General features: G+C 68.3%; 22 protein-coding genes and 1 tRNA gene. 16 read left to right on the top strand and 7 right to left on the bottom strand.

Annotated elements, in window-relative coordinates:
* Positions 1–89 precede the first annotated feature (89 nt).
* The 9 genes from E8A12_RS15575 to E8A12_RS15535 all read left to right on the top strand — a co-directional run bounded on the left by E8A12_RS15575 (position 90) and on the right by E8A12_RS15535 (position 12,442).
* Positions 90–818, top strand: coding sequence for a hypothetical protein (locus E8A12_RS15575; protein WP_293370424.1), 729 nt, complete (start codon positions 90–92; stop codon positions 816–818).
* Between the two features lie 237 nt (positions 819–1,055).
* Positions 1,056–2,498, top strand: a complete 1,443-nt coding sequence (locus E8A12_RS15570; RefSeq protein ID WP_293370422.1) for an amidohydrolase family protein — start codon at positions 1,056–1,058, stop codon at positions 2,496–2,498.
* A 213-nt stretch (positions 2,499–2,711) separates the two neighbouring features.
* Positions 2,712–3,284, top strand: coding sequence for a sigma-70 family RNA polymerase sigma factor (locus E8A12_RS15565; RefSeq protein ID WP_293370420.1), 573 nt, complete (start codon positions 2,712–2,714; stop codon positions 3,282–3,284).
* Positions 3,281–3,886, top strand: coding sequence for a ChrR family anti-sigma-E factor (locus tag E8A12_RS15560; protein ID WP_293370418.1), 606 nt, complete (start codon positions 3,281–3,283; stop codon positions 3,884–3,886). Before E8A12_RS15565 ends, E8A12_RS15560 begins: the two co-directional genes overlap by 4 nt.
* Before the next feature lie 217 nt (positions 3,887–4,103).
* Positions 4,104–5,735 (top strand): PQQ-dependent sugar dehydrogenase, encoded by a 1,632-nt coding sequence (locus E8A12_RS15555; protein WP_293370416.1) that lies wholly within the window; start codon positions 4,104–4,106, stop codon positions 5,733–5,735.
* A 501-nt stretch (positions 5,736–6,236) separates the two neighbouring features.
* Entirely contained in the window at positions 6,237–7,385 is a 1,149-nt protein-coding gene (locus E8A12_RS15550; protein ID WP_293370414.1) for an HlyD family secretion protein, read from the top strand.
* On the top strand, positions 7,382–8,992 hold the full coding sequence (locus E8A12_RS15545) for an MFS transporter (protein ID WP_293370412.1): 1,611 nt from the start codon (positions 7,382–7,384) through the stop codon (positions 8,990–8,992). Before E8A12_RS15550 ends, E8A12_RS15545 begins: the two co-directional genes overlap by 4 nt.
* Complete coding sequence (locus E8A12_RS15540; RefSeq protein WP_293370410.1) at positions 8,989–10,428, top strand: efflux transporter outer membrane subunit; 1,440 nt, start codon at positions 8,989–8,991, stop codon at positions 10,426–10,428. Before E8A12_RS15545 ends, E8A12_RS15540 begins: the two co-directional genes overlap by 4 nt.
* A gap of 217 nt (positions 10,429–10,645) precedes the next feature.
* Entirely contained in the window at positions 10,646–12,442 is a 1,797-nt protein-coding gene (locus tag E8A12_RS15535; protein ID WP_293370408.1) for an FAD-binding protein, read from the top strand.
* Between the two features lie 122 nt (positions 12,443–12,564).
* On the opposite strand, the gene E8A12_RS15530 is transcribed toward E8A12_RS15535, so the two are convergent.
* On the bottom strand, positions 12,565–13,371 hold the full coding sequence (locus E8A12_RS15530; RefSeq protein WP_293370406.1) for a helix-turn-helix transcriptional regulator: 807 nt from the start codon (positions 13,369–13,371) through the stop codon (positions 12,565–12,567).
* Between the two features lie 100 nt (positions 13,372–13,471).
* Between E8A12_RS15530 and E8A12_RS15525 the strand changes: the two genes are divergently transcribed.
* The 3 genes from E8A12_RS15525 to E8A12_RS15515 all read left to right on the top strand — a co-directional run bounded on the left by E8A12_RS15525 (position 13,472) and on the right by E8A12_RS15515 (position 17,500).
* On the top strand, positions 13,472–14,542 hold the full coding sequence (locus E8A12_RS15525) for a zinc-binding dehydrogenase (protein ID WP_293370405.1): 1,071 nt from the start codon (positions 13,472–13,474) through the stop codon (positions 14,540–14,542).
* Between the two features lie 54 nt (positions 14,543–14,596).
* Positions 14,597–15,310, top strand: coding sequence for an SDR family NAD(P)-dependent oxidoreductase (locus tag E8A12_RS15520; protein WP_293370404.1), 714 nt, complete (start codon positions 14,597–14,599; stop codon positions 15,308–15,310).
* A 237-nt stretch (positions 15,311–15,547) separates the two neighbouring features.
* The gene (locus tag E8A12_RS15515; RefSeq protein ID WP_293370402.1) at positions 15,548–17,500 is read left to right on the top strand and encodes a hypothetical protein; all 1,953 of its coding nucleotides are present in this window, start codon (positions 15,548–15,550) and stop codon (positions 17,498–17,500) included.
* Between the two features lie 197 nt (positions 17,501–17,697).
* Here E8A12_RS15515 and E8A12_RS15510 read toward each other — a convergent pair whose 3' ends face one another.
* Positions 17,698–17,913, bottom strand: coding sequence for a hypothetical protein (locus E8A12_RS15510; protein WP_293370400.1), 216 nt, complete (start codon positions 17,911–17,913; stop codon positions 17,698–17,700).
* A 382-nt stretch (positions 17,914–18,295) separates the two neighbouring features.
* Between E8A12_RS15510 and E8A12_RS15505 the strand changes: the two genes are divergently transcribed.
* Both E8A12_RS15505 and E8A12_RS15500 read left to right on the top strand, forming a co-directional pair.
* The gene (locus E8A12_RS15505) at positions 18,296–18,574 is read left to right on the top strand and encodes a hypothetical protein (RefSeq protein WP_293370398.1); all 279 of its coding nucleotides are present in this window, start codon (positions 18,296–18,298) and stop codon (positions 18,572–18,574) included.
* A complete protein-coding gene (locus E8A12_RS15500) occupies positions 18,571–19,377 on the top strand; it encodes a glucose 1-dehydrogenase (RefSeq protein WP_293370396.1) in 807 nt (268 codons plus the stop codon). The genes E8A12_RS15505 and E8A12_RS15500 overlap by 4 nt, the downstream gene beginning before the upstream one ends.
* A 6-nt stretch (positions 19,378–19,383) precedes the next feature.
* Here E8A12_RS15500 and E8A12_RS15495 read toward each other — a convergent pair whose 3' ends face one another.
* The 5 genes from E8A12_RS15495 to E8A12_RS15475 all read right to left on the bottom strand — a co-directional run bounded on the left by E8A12_RS15495 (position 19,384) and on the right by E8A12_RS15475 (position 24,013).
* Positions 19,384–19,935 carry a gluconokinase gene (locus E8A12_RS15495; RefSeq protein ID WP_293370394.1) on the bottom strand — a complete coding sequence of 184 codons (552 nt, stop codon included), beginning with the start codon at positions 19,933–19,935 and terminating at the stop codon, positions 19,384–19,386.
* Entirely contained in the window at positions 19,932–22,124 is a 2,193-nt protein-coding gene (locus E8A12_RS15490) for a glycogen debranching N-terminal domain-containing protein (protein WP_293370392.1), read from the bottom strand. Before E8A12_RS15490 ends, E8A12_RS15495 begins: the two co-directional genes overlap by 4 nt.
* Before the next feature lie 331 nt (positions 22,125–22,455).
* Positions 22,456–22,531, bottom strand: a tRNA-Ile gene (locus tag E8A12_RS15485).
* A gap of 72 nt (positions 22,532–22,603) precedes the next feature.
* Positions 22,604–23,080 carry a hypothetical protein gene (locus E8A12_RS15480; protein WP_293370390.1) on the bottom strand — a complete coding sequence of 159 codons (477 nt, stop codon included), beginning with the start codon at positions 23,078–23,080 and terminating at the stop codon, positions 22,604–22,606.
* 54 nt (positions 23,081–23,134) lie between these two features.
* The gene (locus tag E8A12_RS15475) at positions 23,135–24,013 is read right to left on the bottom strand and encodes an alpha/beta hydrolase (RefSeq protein WP_293370388.1); all 879 of its coding nucleotides are present in this window, start codon (positions 24,011–24,013) and stop codon (positions 23,135–23,137) included.
* 88 nt (positions 24,014–24,101) lie between these two features.
* On the opposite strand from E8A12_RS15475, the gene E8A12_RS15470 reads away from it, so the two are divergent.
* Together E8A12_RS15470 and E8A12_RS15465 are read left to right on the top strand one after the other, a co-directional pair.
* Positions 24,102–24,656 (top strand): YbhB/YbcL family Raf kinase inhibitor-like protein, encoded by a 555-nt coding sequence (locus tag E8A12_RS15470; RefSeq protein WP_293370386.1) that lies wholly within the window; start codon positions 24,102–24,104, stop codon positions 24,654–24,656.
* A gap of 87 nt (positions 24,657–24,743) precedes the next feature.
* Positions 24,744–25,163, top strand: a 420-nt coding sequence (locus E8A12_RS15465; protein WP_293370384.1) for a serine hydrolase domain-containing protein, incomplete at its 3' end; no start/stop codon positions are given.

The following is a 25,163-nucleotide window of genomic DNA, read 5'->3' as shown; positions in this document are numbered from 1 at the left end:
GCCATGTCGGCGCCGCCGCCCGCCGTTCGTCCTAGGGTCGCTGCGCCGCCCATCCGGGCCGCGCGTATCCAGCGTGGGAGGACGCAATCATGAGGAATATTCGGGGTGCGACGGCGCGGCTTGTCTTGGCGGTGGTTCTGGCGATCGGCGCGGCGCCGGCGTGGGCCCAGGGCGGCGCGGCGGCCTACGCCGCCATGGCGCCGGTCGGGCAGTATCTGATGGCTGACCGGAACGCCGAGATCGCCATGGCCCGCAGCGCCGCGCCGCCGGCGATTTCGGACGACGCGACGATCATGGTGCTTGGACGCGGCGGGTACCAGGTCGCGGCCAAGGGCAAGAATGGCTTCGTCTGCCTTGTGGAACGCTCGTGGATGTCGCCGTTCGACTTCCCGGAGTTCTGGAACCCGAAGATGCGCGGTCCGGTCTGCTACAACCCGCCGGCCGCCCGATCCATCCTGCCCGACACCGTCAAGCGGACGGCGCTTGCCCTGGCTGGCCGGTCCAAGCCCGCCATGCTGGCGTCCATCAAGGCCGCCGTCGCCCGGAAGGAGCTACCGACGCCGGAGACCGGCGCCATGTCCTACATGATGTCGCATCAGCAGTTTCTGAACGACGAGGCCGGATCGTGGGCCCCGCACCTGATGTTCTATATCCCGCGAACAGACGGCGCGAGCTGGGGGGCGAACCTGCCGCTGTCGCCGGTCATGCTGGACACGGATCACACCCAGATGCCTGAACGGGAGACCATCTTCATGGTGGCCGCGGGCAAGTGGTCGGACGGGACGCCCTTTGTCCACGGCCAGGACCACAGCCACTGAGCCGCCAGGCGGCGTCCACCTGACGCTGACGCACGCTCGGCCCACGGCGAGCCGCCGCATAGACTATGCGCGCTGGGGGCTGTTGTTACGGCGATAGCCGCAGCCGATCTGCAGCCGTCCGACGACATCGAATAGAATTCCCGGCCTGTGACCGGTTAGTTTCAGCGGCGCGTCCGTGAGGCGCGAGGGGACCCCTGGCCGCTCTGAGGCCGTCAGACGCGGGGCGTGGAGGAATAGATGCGAAACTTCGCGGCCGTGACGGCCGGCGTGACGGCGGCTCTGGCGGCTGGCGGCTTCGTGGCGGCCCAGCCGGCGCCCAAGCTGGCGGCGTCGGATGCGTCGTTCGTCGCATTTGAGCAGCCCGTGCTGGCGCTGACACACGTCGTCCTCTTCGACGGAACCGGCGCGCCGGCCCAGCGGGACATGACGATCGTGGTGTCGGGCGGGCGAATCGCGGCCGTCGGTCCGGCGGCGACCACCGCGCCGCCTTCGGGAGCCACGGTCGTCGACGGCGAGGGCAAGACGGTCCTGCCGGGCTTTGTGCTGATGCACGAGCATCTGTTCTACCCCAACAGCAAGGGCGGCTACGGCGACTATCCAGAGGCGTTCACCCGTCTCTATCTGGCGGCCGGGGAGACCACCATCCGCACCGCCGGCTCGCTCAACCCCTACGCGGACCTGGCCGTGGCGCGGGCCATCCGCGCCGGACGCCAGGTGGGACCGGACATGGACGTGAGCGGTCCCTATATCGAGGGCGAGCCCAAGTCGGTTGCGCGGATGCCTGCCGTGACTGGCCCCGCGAGCGTCGCCAAACTCGTCGACTACTGGACCGGCGAAGGGGCGACCTCTTGGAAGGTTTACGAACACATCAGTCGAGCGGACCTGCGCGCGACCGTCGCCGCAGCCCACGCCCACGGTCTGAAGGTCACTGGCCACATCTGTTCGGTCACATATCAGGAGGCCATCGACGCGGGCATCGACAACCTCGAGCATAGCTTCCAGGAGGCCAGTGATTTTGTCGCCGGCAAGAAGCCCGACGCCTGTCCGCCCTGGCCGGTTCGTCTGCAGAGCCTGATCGCGCTCGACCCGGACGGTCCTGAGGCGAGCAAGCTCATCAAGAGCCTGGTCGATCACAAGGTCGCGCTGACCTCGACCTACGCCATCGACGAGACCTTGATGGCCGGGAAACCGCCCGTCTCCGCGGAGACGCTCGCGCCGCTGTCGCCCGCCCTGCGCGCGGCCTATTCGGCGGCCTGGGCGCAGAACCAGAAGGGCGGCCTGGGCAAGCTGGTCGCCGCCTTCATGCCGAAGATGGCGCGGATGGAACACCGATTCGTTGCGGCCGGAGGGCTGCTCATGGCCGGCTCCGATCCGACAGGCTTCGGCGGCGTCGTCCCCGGGACCTCGGCCCAGCATCAGTTCCACATGATGATCGAGGAGGGCTTCTCGGCGCCCGAAGCGATCCGGGTCATGAGCCGAAACGGCGCTGTCTTCCTCCATCGAGACAAGGAGATCGGCACGGTCGCCGCAGGAAAGCGCGCAGATCTCGTGCTGCTCGACGGCGATCTGGCGAAGACGAACGACGCCATCGACCATGTCAGCACGGTCTTCAAGTCCGGGGTCGGCTATAATTCGCGAGCGATCGCAGCCGCCTATGCCGGCAAGGTCGGCCTCGACTAGAATGCCCGCAAGGGAGCCTTGTGGTCCCAAGGCCCGCGATCTCACCGCGACCGAGGGTTCGGCGCTCGATCCGCGCTCCATGTGATCCCGCGACGTCCCTGAAACGTATTGTCATGCATGACCCGCATGGCTCTAAACTGCGAAAATGGTTCTGCCCTGAAGCCTTGGGATCGTCGCCGCGAGGCGTGTCGGGCCTGGACCAGCGGGGTTTCCATGTCGAGTGGGCATTCGCCAGAGGCCGCGGAGATAGACCCCGAAGCCCTCATCGCCCGCATCGTGCAGTCGCAGGACCGGTCGGCGTTCGAGGCGCTCTTCATCGCTTTCGCCCCGCGCATAAAGACCTATCTCATGCTGCGCGGCGCCTCTCCCGACCGGTCCGAAGAACTGGCCCAGGAGACCTTGCTGTTGGTCTGGCGCAAGGCCGCCAGTTTTGACCCTGAACGGGCCAGCCTTGGCGCATGGATGTTCGCCATCGCGCGCAACATGAGGATCGACGCCCTGCGCCGGGAAAAGTCTGCCCGCAACTATGCCTTGAGCGTGCACGAGCCGGGGGTCGAGGAGACGACGCCCCACACAGCGAGCGAGGCGGCGCAGACGCAGGCTCGCCTGCGCGAGGCCATGGCGGAGCTTCCACCGGAGCAGATGGAAATCGTCCAGCTGTCGTTCTACGAAGACAAGCCCCAGGCCGAGATCGCCGCCCAGCTGGGCCTGCCGCTCGGCACGGTCAAGTCGCGGCTGCGCCTCGCCGTCGCCAAATTGCGCGGCCGGGTTGGAGCCCTCTCATGACCCCCAGCCGCCACCCCTCGCAGGCCGTCCTCGCCGAATATGCGTCGGGCGCCTTGCGTTCGCCGTTCGCGACCGTCGTCGCGGCTCACCTGGAATATTGCCCCGGCTGTCGCGGCGATGTGGCGCGGCTGGAGGCTGTTGGCTTCACCCTGCTCGGAGAGCTGCCGCCGACCGCGATGGCTGTAGGCCGGCTGGCCCAGGCCATGGCGGCGTTGGACGGTCCCTCGCCACCCTCCCAGGCGCAGGCGCCAACAGCTGAACGGGTCGAGTTCGGGCCCGAACAGGTCGCACCCGGCATGGGCGTCAGGCGCGCGCCGGACGGAGACAACGGCGAGCTGCTTTATCTCTTGAGATTGCCGGCAGGGCGCCAGCTCCTGCTGCACGGGCATCAGGGCGTGGAATTCACCACTGTGCTGGCCGGCGCCTACCGCGACGGCGATGAGGTCTACGCCGCGGGAGACTTCTGTGAATTGGATTCCTCGGTCGATCACCAGCCACAGGTGGTCTCCGGCCGTGATTGCATCTGCGTGATCGCCAGCGAGAAGCCGATGCGCATGGACACGCCCCTGGGCAGGAGCATCCAGGACTTGACCGGAATCTAGCCCGCGCGCGCGCCGTTGGCCTCGATGCCGCATGACCTCGACCGATCCGACGGCGCAGATTCTCATCCCTGGCGAGCCTGCCGAGTGATCCTGGCGGCGCCCTCAAACGTAGTAGGGCGATCTGGAACCGTGACCTGGTCACGAGTGGGAACCGGTCTGAATTCCGAGGGGGAACATCGTGGTCAAGTCGGGAAAACTCAGCGCTTCGATATCGACCGTGGCGCTGTCTATCGTCCTGGTCCTGACGGCGTCGACCAGTGGTTGGTCGCAGCAGCCGCCGGCGCAGCCCAGGGCGGCGATCCCGCGGTTTCCGCCGGGCCCGGACTTTGCCGGTGTCGCCGGCAGCGCCGCCGAGCGCGTGCGGATCGCCGCCCTCTGCGGCCCCAACCGCAACGCCGACGACGGTTATGCCCCGGCGCCGGCTTTCCCGGGCCAGACCAAGGCGCCGATCGTGCGCGGCACGCAGGGCTACGCCGTCGAGACCGTCGCCAAGATCGACCGCCCCTGGGGCATGACCTTCCTGCCGGACGGCAAGATGCTGGTCAGCTTCCGCAATGGCGGCATGCGCGTCGTCGACAGGAACGGCGCGGTCTCCGACCCCTTGGCCAATGTGCCGCAGATGGTCCAGCCGCGGCTCGGTTCGGGCATGTACGGCGTCATCCTCGACAAGAACTTCGTCCGCAACCGAACGATATACTTCGGCTATCACACACGCTTGCCGGGGGACGCGGTCGCAATGGGCCGGATCGTCAGCGCGAAGCTCTCCGTCGACGAGAAGAGCCTGGAAGACCTCAAGACCCTGCGTGAGGGCGCGGACATCCAGCCCCGCGCCATGGTCCAGGGCCGCGATGGGACCCTTCTTGTTCTGTCGGCCGGCCTGTCGGACGCGGGCCCCGAGCCGCAGGATATGAAGAGCCAGTTCGGCAAGGTGCTGCGTATCAACACCGACGGCACGATCCCGAAGGACAACCCCTTCCTGTCCAGGCCAGGGGCCAATCCCGCAATCTGGGCGCTGGGCTTCCGCGACGTCCACTCGGCGGTGATCCACCCCCAGACGGGTGAGCTGTGGGTCGCCGAGAACGAGCCCAAGGGCGGGGACGAGATCAACGTCATGCGCAAGGGCAAGAACTATGGTTTTGCGCAAGTGTCCTATGGCCGCCAGAACTCGGGCGCCATGATCAACGGCGGCAAGACGGCTCAGGAAGGCATCGAGCAGCCGCTCTACTACTGGAACCCGTCGATCGCCCCCTCTGGCCTGATGGTCTACACCGCCGCCGCCTTCCCGGGCTGGAAGAACAACCTCTTCATCGGCGGCCTGTCGGGCATGCAGGTGACGCGCCTCGTCATGCAGGGCGAGAAGGTGGTGTCGGAGGAAAAGCTGCTGATGGACCGCTGCCAGCGGATCAAGGTCATCAATCAGGGCCCCGACGGCGACATCTACATCCTGACCGACCAGATGCCGCCGGACCAGAACGAGATCCTGCGGTTGGTCCCTGCCCGGACCATTCCAACGCCCCGCGTTCCTCTCGCCGTCCCTGTCGCTTCAGCGACACCGACAGGTCCCGGCCAAGACCCGGCCACGCCCGCGACGCCGGCGCCAGGCGCCTTGCCCGCCGCGACGCCCGAAGAGCTTGCGCTCGGCGGCGCCGCCTTTGGCCGTGTCTGCGCCGCCTGTCACGGAGCCCAGGGCGCCGGCGCCATCGGCCCAGGCATAGCGGCCCGCACGGACACGGCGTTCGTTGCCGACATCATCCGCACCGGCGAGGGCGCCATGCCGTCCTTTGCCAGCGCGCTGTCCGACGCCGAGATCAGCGCCATTCCCAAGTACGTCTCGCGCCTCCCGCGATGAAGCGGGGCCAGCACAGTGTCCGCGAAGGGAAACTGGACCTGGGCTGATGGACGCCCATGGAAGCCTCTCTGGTGGGGCGTCTAGCCCCCAGTATTCAGCTTTGGCGGCGATCAGCCCATGAATGGACGGATCAAATCAAGGCCCTGGCTAGCTCAGACGAGGGGTTACCGGGTGCTTGAACCTTTGCCCCATGACGACCACGAAACCTTTGGTGGAAGCGGCCGACGGCGGAGCTGAACCGCCAGGCGTCGTGTTCCAGGACCGGCTCGAAGTGATCGCTGGTGAGCCGATCCAATTGGGCGCAACGAAAGCCTTGTGGGATGATCGGACGCGGCTGCTACGGATTCCTCAAGGCCCCTGGTCGGCTGGAACCCGAAGAGGAAGCGAGACCGTGTGCAAGATGCGCTCGTTGATGGCCTGTCGGACCGGTAGCTTGGTGCAAAACAACCCGACCATCCGCTTCAGGCCCATAATCCAGCGCCCGCTTGTGGCGTAAAGCGGGTGTCTATCCATTTCATGCCGGATGGCCGGGAATACGTCATCCTGGAAGCCTATGGCGAGCGGGATTGGAGGGTCTCCATGAAGCGGCTCAAGATCGACCGGAGCTTCCTGCTGGAGGCCGCGTGGCGCGCCCTCGTCTTCATCGTGGCCCTGCTCATACTGATCATCGTCACCACCCGATGGAACGGCTGGCAGGGCCGAGCCGGCTGGCAGAACACCGACGACGCCTACCTGCAGGCTGATATCACGCCGATCGCCGCCAGGGTGGCCGGCTATGTGCACGCCGTACCGGTCTCCGACTTCGAGCGGGTGCGGGCGGGGCAGCTGCTCGCCGAAATCACCGATGACGACTACCGCACCGCGCTCGCCCAGGCAGAAGCGGGGGTGGCCTCGGCCAAGGCCCAGGTCGCGGCGCTGCACGCACAGGAGACCCTGCAAGGGGCCAACGTCGCGGCGGCCGCGGCCCAGGTGGCCAGCGTTGCGGCGAACCTGACCCAGAACGGCCGCGACGTGGCCCGCCAGCGCCGGCTGGTGGCGGGCGGTTCGTCCTCGGCGGAGGCCGGCGAGCGGCTGGACACCGCCGGCCAGCAGCTCGCCGCCCAGCTCGCCCAGACCCGCGCTCAGGCCGACGCGGCGCGCAAGCAGCGCGACGTGCTCGCCGCCCAGCGCGCGCAGGCCGAGGCCGCCGTCGCGGCCCAGACGGCGAACCTGCAGCAGGCCCGCCTCAACCTCGGCTACACCCGCATCACAGCCCCCGTGGACGGGGTGCTCGGCCAGCGCCAGGTGCGGCCCGGCCAGTTCGTAGGCGTCGGCGGCCAGGTCGACACCCTCACGCCCCTGCCGCATGTCTGGGTGATCGCCAACTACCGCGAGACCCAGCTCACCCACATGGCGGTGGGCCAGAAGGCCGAGGTCCGCGTGGACACCTTCCCCGGTCGCGTCCTGCGCGGCCACGTGCAGGCCTTCGCTCCGGCCTCCGGCTCGCAGTTCGCGCTCCTGCCGCCGGACAACGCCACGGGCAACTTCACCAAGGTCGTGCAACGCGTCGCGGTGAAGATCGCCCTCGACGACACGGCAGGTCTAGGCGACCGGCTGCGGCCGGGCCTGTCGGTGGTCGCCCGCATCGACGCCGAGGATCGCATCCGATGAGCGAGGAACCGCCCCTTGCTCCCGGGCCGCCGACAGCCGCGCCGGATGCGCCGATCCCCTGGCTCGGGCTCATCGCCGTCCTGCTGGGCACCTTCATCTCGACCCTGAACGGCCGGCTGTCGACGTTCGGGCTGGCCGACATCCGCGGAGCCCTTCACGCCGGCTTTGACGACGGGGCCTGGATCACCACCGCCCAGACCGTGGCGCAGATGCTGATCGCCCCCGTGGCGATCTGGATCGGCGGCGTCTACGGGCCCCGGCGCACGCTGCTGGAGGCCGCCCTGGCGTTCGCGGCGATCTCGGCGGTCATTCCCTATTCGGCGAACCTGCCGATGTTCCTCGGGCTGCAGTTCATGGGCGGGCTGGCCTCGGGCTTCTTCGTGCCGCTCACCCTCGGCTTCATCCTGCGCGCCCTGCCGCCGAAGTACTGGGCCTATGGCGTGGCGATCTATGCGCTCAATCTGGAACTCTCCCTCAACATCTCCGCGTCGCTGGAGGGCTGGTACGTGGACCACATGAGTTGGCGGTGGATCTTCTGGCAGAACGTGCCGCTGGCGCTGGGCATGGCGGCCTGCCTGCACTTCGGGATTGCGCGCACGCCGCCCCTGCCGAATGCGCCGCGCGCCGACCTCTACGGCCTGGCGGCGGGCGGCATTGGCCTGGCGCTGATCTACGCCGGTCTCGATCAGGGCAACCGTCTGGACTGGCTGCATTCTGGCGAGGTCGTCGCCCTGCTGGCGGCCGGTGGGGTCCTGGTGGCGGGCTTCCTGCTGCACGAAAGCCGCGCGCGTCATCCGGCGGTCGACCTGAAGGTCCTCTTCGCCGCGCCCTTGCCGCGGCTGTTGGTCTTGATCGCATTCCTGAGGCTGACGATCCTGTCCACCGCTTATCTGATCCCACAATACCTGCAGGCGGTGCGCGGCTATCGCGCGCTTGAGGTGGGGGGGACCCTGGTCTGGATCGCCGCGCCGCAACTGGTGTTCTGCCCGCTGGCGGCGCTTTTCCTGAGACGCACCGACCCGCGGCTGGTGGCTTCGATCGGCTTCATCTTCGTGAGCATCGCCTGCCTCTTGGTGGCCCACAACCTGACGCCGCTCTGGGGATCGGAACAGTTCCTGCCGAGCCAGCTCCTCCAGGCGATCGGCCAGAGTTTCGCGCTGTCCGGCATCCTGTTCTTCGCAGTGCTGCACCTGCGGCCGGAGGACGCTCTGACCTTTGGCGGCGCTGTCCAGACCGCTCGGCTGATGGGCGGCCAGCTCGGCCAAGCCTTTGTGGTCACCCTGACTCGCGTCCGCACCCAGACCGCCTCCAACCTGATCGGCCAGCACATCCAGGCCGGCGACGGACGGGTGATGGAGCGGCTGGCCGCCTATGCGGCGGTGTTCCGGCGCACCAGTGATCCCACGGCCGCCGCCGGCAAGGCCGTGACCGCGCTCGCCGGCATCGTCCGCAGCGCCGCGGCCACCCAGGGCGTGATCGACAGCTTCGTGGCGGTCGGTGCCTTGACCGCCATCGCCCTGATACTGGTGATGGCGCACAAGCCCGCGCCGATCGGACCGGCGTCGCATCTGCCGCTCTTCGCCTCGCAAGAGAGGGCCGTCCTATGAACGCCTGGAGTCGCCTACCGTGCGCCCTGGCGGCGACGGCGCTGGTGATGACGGCGCTCAGCGGATGCGTCGTGGGGCCGAAGTACGCGGTCCCCGCGCCGCCAGCCGGCGCCGCCGCGCCGCTGGCGAGCGCCGCGCCCGCCGCCGCCGAACCCACGGCCCCGCCGGATGCGTGGTGGCGCCTCTACGCCGATCCTCACCTGGACGCCTATGTCGCCGAGGCCTTCGCCGCCAACACCGACCTGAAGGCCGCCGAAGCCAACCTGTCCGGAGCCCGGGCCGTGCTCCAGGCCGCCAAAGTCGGCCGCTACCCCAGCACGACACTGAACTCCGGGAGCGTTTACGGCCGCGACCCGGCCACCGAGGAGATCCTGGAGCTCGGGGGCCACAAGCCCGAGAGCATCTGGCTCTATGAGGACACCTTCGAGGTCTCTTACGAGCTCGACCTGTTCGGGCGCGTCCGCCGCGCCGTCGGGGCGTCGCGCGCGGACGCCCAGGCGACCGCCGCCGCCCGCGACCTCGTGAAGACTACCGTGGCCGCCGAGACGGCGCGCGCCTATGGCGAGGTCTGCGCCTTGGGCGCCCAGCTTGCCGTGGCCCGCCGCGCCTTCGATCTTGCGACCCGGGAGGCGCAGATCACCCGCCAACGCCGCGAGGCGGGGTCCGGGACCCAGTTCGAGGTGGCCCGCTCCGAAGGCTTGGCGGCCCAGGCGCGCGCCGCCATCCCGCCCCTGGAGGGCCAGCGCCGTGCGGCGCTGTTCCAACTCGCTGCGGTGCTGGGCCGCACGCCGGCCAAGGCGCCGGAGGAGGCGCTGGCCTGCGAAACTCCGCCCAGGCTTACCGCCCTGATCCCCGTGGGCGACGGCGCGGACCTGCTGCGCCGCCGTCCGGACGTCCGCGAGGCCGAGCGGCGGCTGGCGGCCGCCACGGCGCGGGTGGGCGTCGTCACCGCCGACCTCTATCCGCGCGTCGCGCTCCGCGGCTTCTACGGCGGTGCGGCGGTCACGCTCGCCGATCTCACCCGCAACGCGGGCCTGATCTGGGGCGTGGGCCCGTCGATTAGCTGGACCTTCCCAAACCAGGCCGGTCCGCGGGCCCGCGTGCGCCAGGCGCAGGCCGGCGCCTCAGCAGCCCTCGACGGCTTCGATTCTGTGGTGCTGCGGGCGCTCAAGGAGGCCGAGCAGGCCCTGGCTATCTACAGCGCCGAACTGGACCGCCGGCAGGCGCTGGGCGACGTCCAGGTCCGGGCCGAGGAAGCGTTCCGCCTGGTGCGCGGCGACCTGGAGGCCGGTTCCGTCAGCCCCCTCGATGTGCTGGTCGCCGAACAGACCCTGATCGGGGCCAACGCCGCGGTGGCGCAATCCGACGCCGCCCTGGTGCAGGATCAGATCGCGGTCTTCAAGGCGCTGGGCGGCGGCTGGCAGCGACAAACCTGAACGCGGCGGCGATCGCCCTCGCCTACGAGCGGCCTGTCTTTGCATTGCGCTACCGCTCGCCCCGCCCAGCCCACCGCTCGTCATGCGCAGGCTGACGACGCGCACCCGTGATCCCGCCGCTCGGCCCACCGCCATTGCTCGTCGGGTCGGTTTCACCGATGTGTTGGGTGAGAGGGCAATCGTCCCATCGGACGCCGCCCCGGTTGGAGGGTAGGCCATGCTGAGACGAGACCTGTTGAAGGGCGCCGCGGCCTTTCCGCTGGCCTTCACCGCGCCTGCGCTTGCAAGGGCCGCCGCTGTTCACCGGCGCCTGCGGCCCGCAGACGCCGGCTGGCCGAACGAGGACCAATGGGCGGCGCTGGGCCGCCAGGTCGGTGGGCGGCTGACCCAGGTTGTTTCGCCCCTAGCTGAAGCCGCCAAAGCGCCGAACGCGCCAGCCACTGCCGAGCTGTTCCGGAATCTGCGCAACCCCTTCTTCATCGGCGAGAGTGCGGCGCTCACCCAGACGCTCGGCTGGACCGACGCCTGGACCTCGCGGCCGAGCGCCTACGCTGTGGCGGCCGAAAGCGCGTCCGACGTCGCCGCAGCCGTCACCTTCGCTCGTCGTCATAACCTTCGCCTCGTGGTGAAGGGCGGGGGCCATAGCTACCTCGGCGGCTCCAACGCGCCCGACTCCCTGCTGATCTGGACCAAGCCGATGCGCGCGATCGACTTGCACGACGCCTTCGTCCCCACGGGCTGCGCCGGCAAGGTCGCGCCGCAACCGGCGGTCAGCGTCGGCGCCGGCGCCATCTGGCTCGAAGCCTACGACGCGGTCACCACCAAAGGCGGCCGGTATGTCCAGGGCGGTGGCTGCACCACGGTGGGGGTTGCAGGCCTGGTCCAGGGCGGCGGCTTCGGAAGCTATTCCAAAGGTTTCGGAACCGGCGCGGCCGGGTTGCTGGAGGCCGAGGTCGTCACCGCCGACGGGAAAGTCCGGATCGTCAACGCAGCTTCCGATCCGGACCTCTTCTGGGCGTTGAAGGGCGGAGGCGGCGGGACATTCGGCGTGATCACGCGACTGACGCTGATGACCCACGATCTACCTACCCTCTTCGGGGGCGTGAACGCCAACATCACCGCCAAGTCCGACGAGGCCTACCGCGCGCTCGCGGCCCAATTTCTCGGCTTCTATCGGTCGAGCCTGATGAACCCGCACTGGGGCGAACAGGCCAACTTCCATGGCCGCAGGCAGATCTCGATCAACATGTCGATCCAAGGCCTGGACCAAAAGGCCGCAACGGCGATCTGGAAGCCGTTCTTCGACTGGGTGGCCCAGCGCCCCGACGACTACGATATGACCAAGCCCTCGATCTCGGTCCTGCCGGCCAGGCTGTTCTGGAACGGTGCGATCATGAAGACCATCCCAGGCGTGGCGCACGGCGACGACCGCGCGGGCGCGCCGGCGTCGCGTTTCTTCTGGGCCGGCGACGGCGGTCAGGTGGGCCAGGTTCTTCACGGCTATCGCTCGGCTTGGCTGTCGCAATCGCTGCTGGCGGCCGATCGCCTGCCGGCGCTGGTCGAGGCCATCGTTCATGCGGCGGCCACTTGGGGCGTCTCCCTGCACTTCAACAAGGGCCTGGCCGGCGCGCCGGCGGAGGCCTTGGCGCGCAGCCGCGACACCGCGACAAATCCCGCGGTCCTCGACGCATTCGCCCTTGCGATCACGGGCGGGGAGGAGCCGCCCGCCTATCCCGGGATCGCCGGCCACGAGCCGAACATCGCCAAGGGCCGCGCCGATGCCGATGCGATGCGCAAGGCGCTCGCGCCGCTGCTGGCCCTGCCGCTGAAACCTGCGTCCTATGTCTCGGAGACCGACTATTTCGAGCCCGACTGGCAGGGCGCGTTCTGGGGCGAGCACCATTCGCGGCTGGCGGCGATCAAACGACGCTACGACCCCGACGGCTTGTTCTTCGTACACCACAGCGTCGGGAGCGAAGGCTGGAGTGAGGACGGCTTCACCCGTCGAGCTTGATGTGGCCGCGCAAGCGAGGAGCGCCCGGCCGGCCAAGGCGCGCTGCGAGGGCTGTCCGGTTAAGTCAGCACTGCGCCAGACGCGGGCATTGGCGTCGTGCCGCGAACTCGCCGTTCAGACCTCTAACTGCGGCGGCTGTCCTTCACCGTATCGGTAAGCGCCAGCGTGTAGATCACCAGCTTCAGGCTGGGATCGTCGTTGAACTGGAAACTGGCGTGGTCGAAGGCGATGACGCCCCTCGTCGGGTGATGCAGGACCTTGCGCCCGGCGCCGCCGCGGCGGACATCGTGGCGTTCCCACCAGGCGTCGAATTCCGGGCATCCTTCGCGCAACCGTCGCAGAAGGGCGACGAACGCTGGGTCACCGGCCGACAGGTCGTGGGTAGCGCGGAAGGCGGCCACCATGCGCTCGCTCTCTGCCGCCCAGCCCGCGCCGAACAGCTGGCGACTCCGCGGATTGGTCAGCATGGAGACCAGCAGGTTGCGGTCATTGTCCGGCAGGTCGTCGAAGCCAAGGATGTCGGCGGCCGCGGCATTCCAGGCCACCAGGTCGCGGCGGCGGCCGGTGACATAGGCTGGCTGCGTCAGGCTGTGCAGGATTTGCAGTAGGGCCGGCGGCGCCGTCTCGGGCTGGAAGGGCTTCGGCCCGCCGCCGCCAGCCAGCGCACGCAGATGCTGGTGCTCCATCTCGGTCAGCCGAAGCGCGCGGGCGAGGGCATCGACGGTGCTGACCGAGGGCGTCACCGGGCGGCCCTGCTCCAGGCGGACATACCAGTCGACGCCGATGCCCGCGAGCTCGGCCACCTCCTCGCGGCGCAGGCCCGGGGTGCGCCGCTGCCGTCGGCGCGGCAGGCCCACGGCCTCCGGGCTGAGGCGGCTCCGCCGCGCGCGCAGGAAGTCGCCGAGTTCTCGCCGTTTAGGATCTGTCACGCGGCCTCCAAGGTAGGTGCGTCAATCCCAGGATAATACCAGGCCTGACGCACTCTGGAAACAGCCCCTAGGGTGCGTCTGAGCCGACGGAGAAGCCCCCATGAAAGCTGCTGTACTGAACGCCTTTGGCGAGACGCTGAAGATCGAGACCCTGCCCGATCCGACACCCGGCGCGGGGTCGGTGGCGATCGATGTCGCCGCGGCGGGTGTGACCGCCTACGCCGCCAACGTCTTCAACGGCTCCCGCAACTATCGACTGGAACTTCCGGCAGTCCCCGGTCCGGGCGGGATCGGACGGGTGCGATCGGTAGGCCCGGACGCGACGCGGCTGCAGCCCGGAGACTGGGTGTTCTGCGAGCCGACGATCCGGGCGCGGGACGAGGCGTCCAACCAAATCCTGCAGGGCTGGACGTACCGCACCGATGCGGCGCTGCCGCTTCACCGTCTCTACCGCAACGGCTCTTACGCCGAGCAGATGATGGTCCCGACTGAGAACGTGACGCGGATCGGCGAAATAGATCCCAAGGACGCCGGGCGCTGGTGCGGGCTCAGTCGCCTGCTGGTGCCCTACGGCGGGCTCTGGGCCGGCGACCTGAAGGCAAGCGAGACCCTGCTGGTCAGCGGCGCCACCGGCGGGTTCGGCGGCGCCGGCGTGGCGGTGGCCCTGGCCATGGGCGCCGGCCAGGTCGTGGCGACGGGGCGCAACGCTCAGACGCTGGACGACCTCGCCGTCCGCTTCGGCCCGCGAGTAGTGCCGGTTCCCATGACCGGCGACGAGGCCGCCGACCGGGGGGCCATCGCCAAGGCCGCCGGCGGACCCATCGACATGGTGCTGGATTTCCTACCGCGTGAAGCCTCGCTGGGCCAAGTGCACGCCAACCTGATGGCTGTGCGTCATGGTGGCCGCATCATCCTGATGGGCGGCGTCCGCGCCGAGCTGGGCCTCGACTACAACTGGCTTATGCACGGTGAGATCACCATGCGGGGCGTGTGGATGTACCCGCCGCAAGCCGTGCCGCGTATGGTGCAAATGGTCCGCTCGGGCTTGATCGACCTTGGCCAGTTCGATCTGGCTGAATTCCCGCTGGACGAGGCCAATGCCGCCGTCGCCTACGCCGCGGCCAACGCCGGGCCACGCCAACTCACGGTCATCCGGCCGGACAAAGGTTAGCGGGCGGGTCTGGCGAACTGCCGACCACCGCGTGTTTTTTTGAGAGATCCAGCCATGAATAGCCCAACCTCGGCCCCGTCCCACCGCTCCATCCTCATCGTCGGCGCGTCGCGCGGCCTGGGCTATGCAATGGCCGCCGAATTCGCGGTACGGGGGTGGCGCGTGCTCGGCACCGTTCGGGCGCCCGGCACACCGCTTCACGGCCTCGCCGCGGAGCAGCCCGACCTCGTCGAGATCGAGACACTCGACATGACCGACCACGACCAGATCCTGGCCGTGCGGGATCGCCTCTTGGGCCGTCAATTCGACATCGTCTTCATCAACGGCGGCGTCGTCAATCCGTCCCCGGGAGACACCATGGCTGGCGTTTCGACGGACGATTTTGTCCACGTCATGGTCACCAACGTCCTGGGCGTGATGCGCGCCGTGGAAGCGTTCGGGGTCTTGGCCCGGCCGGGCGGCGTGATCGGGGTGATGTCCTCCGGTCAAGGCAGCATCACCAACAACGCCAATGGAACCAACGACGTCTACCGCGCCAGTAAGGCGGCCCTAAACCAAGCGATGTCGAGCTACGCGGGCCGGCACGCGAGCGAAGTTTGCGCGCTGGTCCTCATGGCGCCGGGTTGGATTCGCACGGACATGGGCGGCTCTAACGCGCCGTTCAGCGTGGAAGACGCGATGCCGGAGATCGTCGACGCGCTCATCGCCCAGGACGGCGCCGCCGGCCTGCATTTCCTTGATCGCAATGGTCGGACCGTCCCCTGGTGACGCCGAGCGGCGCGGATAGGCGTCCGCAAGCGGAATGTCCGAGGGTCAGCTAAGAGTCATCCACGCTCGATCTGCAGAGTCTCAGGCGCGCCAGAAACAGACATTGACGATCGGCCGGCAAGCGGACCAGTGGCCTTCTCTCGCCTGGACGTCCGGCTCGAAGCCTCGACCCGCCTGACTTGCGCTTTTTCGTCCACGGCATAGCGTTGATCCTGGGGTGTGTCGGGGGCGCGGGCCGTGGGTGAGGAGATCTCGGGGCCGGAGGCCGAGCTGGACGCAGGTCTGGAGGCGATCAGGCCCGCAACCGCGATCGCGCTCGGTCTTCGCAAGGGCGGCCGCAAGCGCGACGATCCGAAGCTCGACGTGTTCCTCGATGAGCAGATCGACCTGATCCGCCTGCAGAAGGAGGATCTGAGCGAACAGCGGGAGCTTGTCCTATCCCGCCTTCGGCTCGGCCGTTGGAAAGATCGCGTCAGCCTTGCGCTCCAGGCGATGACCACCCTGGTCGGCGTCCTGGTGGCCGGCGCCGTGGCGGTGATGGCCTGGCAGGCGCACGAGGCGCGGGGGTTGTTGATCGCACCGTTTTCCGTCCCCTCGGACTTCGTAGCCCGGGGCCTGACGGGGCAGGTCGTCGCCGCCCGCATCGAGGACCGTCTGGCGCAACTACAGGCCGAGACCGTCTCCACCCGGCCCGCCTCGACCTACGCCAACGACTGGGGGAACGACATCAAGGTCGAGATTCCGGAGACCGGGGTCTCGGTAGAGGAGCTGACCGGGTGGCTCCGAGACGGACTGGGCCAGGTGACCCGCGTCAGCGGCGAGGTGGTCCGTGGGCCGGCGGGGCTGCAGATCACCGCCCGCTCGGGGGCGGCGGACGCGCAGGAGATCCAAGGCCCCGAGGTCGATCTGGACGGCCTGATCGGCCAGGCGGCCGAGGCGCTCTATAGGCAGACCCAGCCCTACCGATACGGCGTCTACCTGGCCTCTCTCGGTCGGCATGAGGAGGCCGCCGCCGTATTCGCGAGCCTCGCCAAGTCCGGGCCCGCCGAGGACCGGCCTTGGGCCTACGCCGGGTGGGCGTCGATCCTTCAGGGGGAAGGCCGCCACTACGACGCCATCCGGATGGCCAGGGCGGCGATCGCGCTCGATCCAAAGCTCGATCCGCCCTATCAGATCCTGGGCGTTTCGAGCGATGCGGTCGGACGTTGGGAGGTCGGCTTCGACAATCCGGGCCGCGAACTCGCCGTGCTACAGGACCGGAGCGGGATCGGTCGTCCTGCAGGCGACATCAGCGGCCGGGTGCGGTTCCTGAAGGCCGTCGAAGCCTTCTATGACAGCGACTTCCAGACCACCACGACGCTGTTGGGGCAGATGGCGGCCTTCGACCTGGAGGGGCGTGCGGGCGGTTACCTGCCGCAGCACCTTCGCGCGCGGGCGCTGTCGTTGCTGCATGAGATTACGGCCGCCGAGCGCGCCGAGGCCGGGCCGATGGACACCAACAGCTATCAGGCAATCCCCGGCCGGGGGACGACCCTCGGCGACTGGGCGCAGGTCGCCGCCCGGCTGGAGCAAGGCCGCGGCGATCCGGAGCTTGGCGGCGACTCCCAGCGCACCATCGTGGCGCCTCTGCTCGCCCAGGCCTACGCCCATCTTGGCCGGCTCGAGGAGGCGAAGGCGCTGATCGCCGGCGCCCCTCTCGACTGCTATCGCTGCCTGGAAGTTCGCGCCGACATCGCCGGGCTCGAACGGGATTGGCCGGCGGCGGATCACTGGTTCGCCGACCTCGACCGGCAAAGCCCGCATGCGTCGATGGGCCCCTCCGAATGGGCGGCGAGCCTGCTTTCCCGCGGCGATCTCGACGGCGCCATCGCGAAGGCGACGCTGGCCCACAAGAGGTCCCCCCGCTTCGCTGATCCGCTCGAAACCTGGGGAGAGGCCTTGGCGAGGAAAGGCGACTACGCAGGCGCCGCATCCATGTTCGCCCAGGCCGCCGAGCGCAGTCCGCGCTGGGGACACAACCACCTTGTCTGGGGCGACGCTCTGCTACGCCTCGGACACGGCGGCGAAGCCCGAAACCACTACCTGGTGGCTGCGAGCCTGGACCTTTCATCCCCCGACCGAGCCATGATTGAGGCGCGCCTGGCGGGCGCCACACCCGGAAAGGTTGGCAATGCGCAAGCGGGCCAATAGAGGCTGAGGCTCCACAAGCCTGTCGAACTTGGCGTCGCAAATGCGCCATCAGCAGCCATTGGGCCAGCTCCAGAAACTCGCCCTTCGCGCGCGCCAAGTCGCCGGCTCCGCGAATGGCAAATTTTCGGCTCTGGCCCAACGGGGAAAACCGACCCAAAAACGGTCGTTGAGCTTCGCGAAGGGATGTGACCCGCCACCTAGGGTTTCTTGAGCATCCCGGCCTCGACCTGCCGGGCGCCGGCCAGGATGTTTGCCGAGCTGCAGTTGATTTTGTGGCAGGCGTATTCGTGGAACGGCCAGGGTTCGGGCAGCATGGGGATCTCGCCGGCCCAGTCTTGGATGTAGTTGGTCGGATCTCTTACCTCGAACCGATAGCGGATTTCGGTCGGCCAGACCCTTTGTGAACCGTTCAATGACTCGGGCTTCCGGTCCGGTGCACCCGGGCTGGGGGTGGAGAAGCGTCTGCGGCTCGAAGGCCCAGTTGAGCAGGCGGACTGTATGCCTGGCCCGGCGCATCGCGGCTATCGCGGCGTCGAAATACTGCGCCATGTCGACGATCACGGCCGCGCGCGCCTGTCTCGCGCCGCCAACAAGTCGATTCCGGAACCAGCAGCACGGCGACCTTCCCAATTGAATTCAGGTCAGTCGCCACTGCAAAGGTTGTCCCGGAACACATCTCAATAGGCCGGCGTTGGAGGGCAGACAGTTTCTCCCTCGACCCAACTCCAAAAGCCTCGGCTCCAGTGAGCCTGGGTTTGCGACCTGCCTTGGAGCGCCCCCATTCGCAATCCCTGGATGCGACTTGGTCTCGACGCGCGGAGCCTCGGGATCGAGGCGTCCTCGGCCATCGGTTTGCGCCCCCTGCGGATCGCAGGGGGCGGCGCCGTCGCCCGGCACGAGATCGAGCCGATGGTCAACGAAAAGGTCGATGCGGCGCTGCAGCTTCAGGCCCGGGCCCTGACCGGCGGCCTGGGCGGCACACCGCAAAGCGCCACTGGCCGCACACTGGCTGACTATCGGCGTAAGGTTCGCTCGAACCGGCGGCGGCTTCCAAAGTCGCTTGCGCAGCCATGACTGGGGCGCCGCTTTCCAACCAACGCGTGCTGATCACCGGGGCCAGTTCCGGGATTGGCGCGGGTATGGCGCTCGGGTTCGCCAAGGCCGGCGCAGCTGTGGTGGTGAACCACTTCGACCAAGGCGCCGCAGCTGACGCCGTTGTGCGCCAGATCCTCGACGGCGGCGGCCACGCCGTGGCCGCGGCGGGCGATGTCTCGAACCCGGCCGATGTCGCCTCGATGTTCGACGTAGCCGACCAGCATTTCAGCGGAGTCGACATCCTGATCGCAAATGCGGGCATCCAGAAGGACGGCGCCTTCACCGACCTGACGCTGCAGGCCTGGCGGGCGGCGCTCGACGTGGACCTCACCGGCGCCTTCCTCTGCGCCCAGGAAGCCGTGCGTCGCTTCCGTCGGCAAGGTCTAGATCCGCGCCGATCGAAGGCGCTGGGCAAGGTGCTGTTCACCAGCTCGGTCCACCAGGTAATCCCCTGGGCCGGTCACGCCAACTATGCCGCCGCCAAGGGCGGCGTGAAGATGCTTATGGAGACCATGGCGCAGGAGCTGGCGCCGGAGAAGATCCGGGTGAACGCCATTGCGCCCGGGGCGATCCAGACCCCGATCAACCAGGCGGCCTGGGGCACGCCCGAGGCCGAGGCGAACCTGCTGAAGCTGATCCCCTACGGACGCATCGGGCAGCCGGAAGACATCGCCGCGGCCGCCATCTGGCTCGCCTCCGACGCGGCGGACTATGTGGTAGGAACGACGCTATTCGTAGACGGCGGCATGACGCTCTATCCCTGCTTCGCCCACGCAGGTTGAGCCGCTTTAGGCTGAGGACCCAGGCAGGCGACGGGCCAGCGAGGCGACGACCTCATCGACCTGGGCGGCGACCGGTTGGTCGATGTTGACGACGATCGGTTTCTCGCCCGCCACCGGCGTCTGAAGCGCGGCGAATTGGCTGGCCAGGAGGCTGGATGGCATGAAGTGACCCCGCCGCTTCTCCAGCCTCTGCTGGATGATCTGCCGGCTGCCGCTCAGATAGACCAGGATCACGTCGCTGCGGCCTCCGATGATCGCGCTGCGGTAGGTCTGCTTCAGGGCCGAGCAGGTGATCACCCCAGAGCGGCCGGCGGCGAGCTGGGCGGAGATCCAGGCCTCCACCCTGGCCAACCAGGGCGCGCGATCGGCGTCGTCGAGCGGCTTGCCGGCCTTCATCTTTGCGAGGTTGGCGGCGGGGTGGAAGTCGTCCCCTTCCTGGAAGGTCCAGCCGAGCCGTTCGGCCAGGGCCGCGCCGATCGTCGTCTTGCCGGCGCCGGAAACACCCATCACCACGAGCACCGTCGCCGGGCCGCGCGGAACGGGACCGGGCGCGGTCATGCCGCCGTGACGGCTATGTCCGGCGCCGCGGAATCCCCGCCCCCAAAGGTGGCGATGCTGCGCTGAGAGACCGCGCGTTGGTCGCCGCGCAGAACTTCCCACGTCGTCTTGCCGTCGCTCTGTCGATGGAAGCCGATGTCGAAGCCTCGGCGGCCAACCTGCACGTTCTTCAGCTCCACATCTGGCATCCATTCGGGAAGCGCCGGGTCAAGGTAGAGCCTGTCGTCAGGCGCGTCGGCCTGGAACCCCAGCATGGCCTGGAGGAGCCAGAAGCAGGACCCCGCCGCCCAAGCCTGAGGTACGTTGGCCCCGAGGTATTGCACCGGAAAGTTGGTCGGGTCGCGTTGCAGACCCGCGTAGAGCTCCGGCATGCGGTGCTGCTCGAAATAGCTGGCCGCGCGGCTCAGGTCGCGCGCGATCATCGCGGCCTCGTCGGCGAAACCGTAGCGTCGGAAACCCAGGGCGATCAGCCCATTGTCGTGCGGCCAGACCGATCCGTTCTGATAGGAGTGCGGATTGAACGCGGCGTGCTTGGCCGAGAGCGTTCGGATGCCCCAGCCGCTCCACATGTCCTCGGCCATCAGCCGCTTGACGACGCGGGCCGCGCGGTCGCGCGGGACGATGCCGGACCACAGGCAGTGCCCCGGGTTAGAGGCGACGCTCCATACGGGCGTCTTGTCGCCATCGAGACAGAAGGCGTAGAAACCCTCTTCCTCGTTCCAGAACGTGTCGTTGAACCGTCGATAGAGGTTGGCGGCCTTGGTGCGCAGTCCCGCGGCGCGCTGACGCTTGCCGAGCGCATCATATATTTCGGCCATCCGCCGCCAGGCGTCGTAGACATAGCCCTGCAGCTCGCAGAGCGCCTTGGGGCCCTTCACGAGGGTCCCGTCCGGATAGACCAGCGCCTCGCCCGAATCCTTCCAGCCCTGGTTCTCGTAGCCGGCCGTCGAGCGGGTCTGGTATTCTTGGAAGCCGTCGCCGTCACGGTCGCCGTAAGTGTCGATCCATTCCAGGCAGCGCTCGGCCGTGGCCATGTGCCGCTCCAGCAGGCCAGCGTCGCCGATGGACCGCCAGGTGTTGTGCAGCACGATCAGGTAAAGCGGCGTTGCGTCGGCCGTGCCGTAGTAGGGCGTGTGCGGAATCATCTTGAAGTGGGCGAGCTCGCCGGTGCGCAGCTCATGCATGATCTTGCCGGGCTCGGCGTCGCGGTAGTCGTCGCGCTTGCGGGCCTGCAGGCGGCCCAGGACCTCCAGGGAGCCGCGCGGGAAGTCCGGGTAGACCATTGCGTTCTGCAACGAGACTATCAGGCTGTCGCGCCCGAACAGGCCGACGAACCAGGGAATCCCCGCAGCCGGCACGAAGCCCAGGTGGTCCGTGCCCTCAAGCGGCAGGCGCAGAGCCCCCATGTCCTCCAGCGACTGGTGGTAGAAGCGATAGAACTCCTGGTTGCTGGTCTTCAGCCCCAGACACTTCGCCTGCCATTCCACGAGATGTCTGGCGGACTTAGCCTGCAGGGCATGGTCGATGCACTCCTTGGGTGCGGCTGCCTTCGTCTTGCCGTTGGAGAAGGCGTAGAGCAGGCAGGCATGCCAGGTGGCGCCGGGCGCCAGCTCGATGTCGAAGCTGAGGCGGCCGTTGGCGTAGACCGCCGCAGACTCGGCGTTGCGCACCTGGACCGTCACGCGGCGATGGAAGTCCTTGTTGGCGTAGCTGGTCGTGAGCGTCTGGCGAGCTCTGGACCAACTCGTGGCGACATGACCGCGCCGCACGATGGCCCCGGACTTTACCTCGAACAGATCCGCGAAGTCGCTGCGCAGGGCGATTTCGAGGTTGAATTGGGCGGTCGACGAGCCGTGGTTCACGAGATCGAAGTCCTCGTGAATGCCGCCTTGAAGCGATCGGCTGACGGCAAGCCCCAGGGTTCCCGCGGCGACCTCGCCGGCCTCGGTGATCAGCTTGCGATTGGCCAGGAAGATGCGCGCGGCGAAGAAGGCGATGTTGCCGGAGTTGAGCAGGTCCCACTCCTCGCCGTCCGCATAAATCCGCCAGCTCGAGATCATCCGGGTGTCGGAGTAGTAGACCCCCTTGTCGGTAGGCCAGTTGATCTGGCCATCCTGCTCCGTGACAGCGAAGCCCGAGCCTTGATTGATGACCAACTTCTGCGGCCCGACCGCAATTTCGAGAGCCATGCGATCCTGCCGCTGTGATGTAGGTGGAACGAACTTAGCGGCTCGCCTCGGCGTAGGTTCCCGACAGACGCGGAGTCTCGGCCGACCACGCCGAACTGTTCTGCCGGGTCACCAATGTTGGCGTATGTCGATCCGGCGCGAGGTCCGGGCGAGATCGGCGTGTCGTCCTGGCGCTGACTGAGGAGCTTGATCGAGAACGTACCACAAACGATACCAACAAATTTCGTCGACGCCCCGAGACACCCCTCGACGAGATCAGACGATAATATATTGAATTACCGAAGTTTTTAAGACGTCCCTGGATTTTCCTGGACGTCCCAAAAAGCCTCGCTGGTGGGCCCGGCAGGACTCGAACCTGCAACCAGACCGTTATGAGCGGCCGGCTCTAACCATTGAGCTACAGGCCCCAGCAGCGATGCGTGCGTCGCGGTTAGCACGCGCGGCGAGGGGCTCAAAGTCCGGGGCCGTCCCGGCCGGTCCTAGAGGCCGGCGTCCTTGAACGCCTGGGTCAGGCGGTCGGCCATCATCCGGCCCGGGAAGGCGCGGTCGCCCTCCATCATCGCCGCATAGACCAAACCCTTGCCGGGGATCGGGCCCGACGCCCATCCGACGCCGCGCGAGGCGTCGGAAGTGGAGCTGCAGCTCAGGGTCCGGGCCTGGCCGTCCTTGAGGGTCGCCTTCAGCAGTTGATCGATGGTCTGCTGCTGCTGGCCGGCGCCCGGCGCGGCGCAGGCCGGCAGCGGACGCGCGCAGGCGGTGTGGGTGTTGTAGCGGTAGACCAGCTTGCCGCTGCCCTGCTCGGCGATCAGCAGGCAAGAGGCCGGATCGCCGATGGCGCGCGAGACCGCGGCGTCGAGGGTGTCCTTGTCGACCCCCCTTGGGGCGCCGGGAGAGCAAGCCACGAGCGCCAGGAGAGACAGGCTGGCGATCGCAGCGGCGAGACGGGGAACCCTCATGCCTCCCCAATACGCAGGAAGCGGCGCCGGTTCAACGCACCGGCCCTGAGGGCCTCAGCCCGCGTGGGCGTGCAAGAAGTCGGTCATCTGCTGCAGCACCGGCGCGCGGCCGCGGAACGGGCGCGAGAGGGCCAGCACCATGCGCACGTGGTCGATATCTGAATAGTGCTCCTCCTCCACTGTCACGCCTGCGGCGCGCAGCTTGGCGGCGAGCTTCACCGTATTCTTGGGGAAGACCATGGTGTCCTGGTCACCGGTGGCGAGGAAGGCCGGGGGCGAATCCGCGGTTACGAAGCTGGTCGGCTGGGTGGCGGCCAGGTCGCTCGCCTCGCCGAAGGTGCGGATGGCGATGGGATCGGTCAGCGGCAGGAAGTCGTAGGGGCCGGACAGGCCCGCCAGCGCCTTGATATGCTTCGGATCGACGCCGGCCCCCGTCAGGTAGCGGCGGTCAAGCGCGATCATCGCGGCGTTGTAGGCGCCGGCCGAATGGCCCACCAGCACGATCCGGCTGGGATCTCCGCCGAACTCGGCGGCATGGTCCTGCGCCCAGCGCACGGCCTTGGCTCCGTCCTCGAGGAAGCCGGGATAGCGCACCGTGGGATAGAGGCCGTAGTCGGGGAGCACGGTCACGAAGCCGCGCGAGGCCAGCGCCTGGCCGACCCAGCTATAGTCCTGCCGTCGGCCGGTGTCCCAAGACCCGCCGTAGAAGAAAACCGCCACGGGTGCGGCCGCCTGGCCCGCGAGGCGGCGCGGAGCGTAGACGTCCAGCCGCTGATGGGGCTCGAGGCCGTAGGCGACATTGCGCGCGCTGCGCTGCGCCGGATCCTTGGGCGTGAAGGTCGCGAACATACTGAGCGGCGCGCACGCCGCGGTCAGGGCCGCGGCCGCCGCCGCCAGGCCGAACCTGCGCGTAAATTGTCCCGTCTCGCTCATCGTATCCCCAGCTAGGTCACGGCGGGCCCGGCCGCAACTATCTGTGCCGCATTCGGTTGTACGGGCGAACCCTGAACGGAGACGCGCCATGAGCCAGACGCCCCACCCCGAACATTCGGGCGAAGCCATCTCCATCCTGAAGGTCGAGCCGATCCTCGACACCGGCGTGGTGGTGACTTCGACAGCCCAGCGGGCCGACGGCGGGCTGGAGGACCGCTATTCCGCCTATCACGACAACATCTCCCCGCCGCTGCGCTGGACCGCCGTGCCCGACGCCAAGGCCTGGGCGGTCATCGTCGAGGACCCCGACGCGCCGCAGGAGCATCCGTTCATCCACTGGATGATCTGGAACCTCCCCGGCGAAACCCTCGGCCTCCCGGAGGGCTTGCCCAACACCGCCGCCCTGGTGACGCCGAAGGGCACGGTCCAGGGGCGCAACGGCCAGCACGGCCTCGGGTATTTTGGCCCCCGTCCGCCCGCCGGCCACGGCCTGCACCACTACTACTTCCAGGTGTTCGCCCTGGACGGCGCGATCGACATGGGGCCGGAGACGCCGCTGGCCGACCTGCTCAACGCCCTGAAGGCCCGCACGCTGGCCAGCGGCGAAATGGTCGCCACCTATGAGGCGCCGACCCCGCAATAGGGCGCGCGCGAGCCGGGCGGCTTGACGGGCCGCCCCGCCGCCTGAACATGCTCAACTGAACGCCGATCACAGGCGAGGCAAGGGAGCATGACCATGGACGGCGATCCGACGGACGGCGGATTTATCCAGGCGCGCCTGGCTCAGATCGCGCCCGCCCTGCAGGCGGTGGCCGACGCCGGCGACCTCTCCGGCTTCGTCACCCTGGTCTGGCGCAAGGGCGAGGTGGTCCAGATCGACACCGTCGGCCATCGCGACGTTGAGGCCGGCCTGCCGATGACCCGCGACACGCTGTTCCGCATCGCCTCGATGACCAAGCCGATAACCTCGGTCGCCGCCCTGATCCTGTGGGAGGAAGGCAAGCTCAAGCTCGACGACCCGATCACCAAGTGGCTGCCCGAGTTCGCGGACATGAAGGTGCTGAAGGACGCCGCTGGCCCGGTGGGCGACACCAACCCGGCGCCGCGCGACATCACGGTCGAGGACCTGATGACCCACCGATCGGGCCTC

Origin of the sequence: Phenylobacterium sp., assembly GCF_004799395.1 — a bacterium.
Classification (GTDB): domain Bacteria; phylum Pseudomonadota; class Alphaproteobacteria; order Caulobacterales; family Caulobacteraceae; genus Phenylobacterium.
The sequence above is the reverse complement of the archived record's forward strand: the minus strand, read 5'-3'. Positions and strand labels throughout refer to the sequence as shown.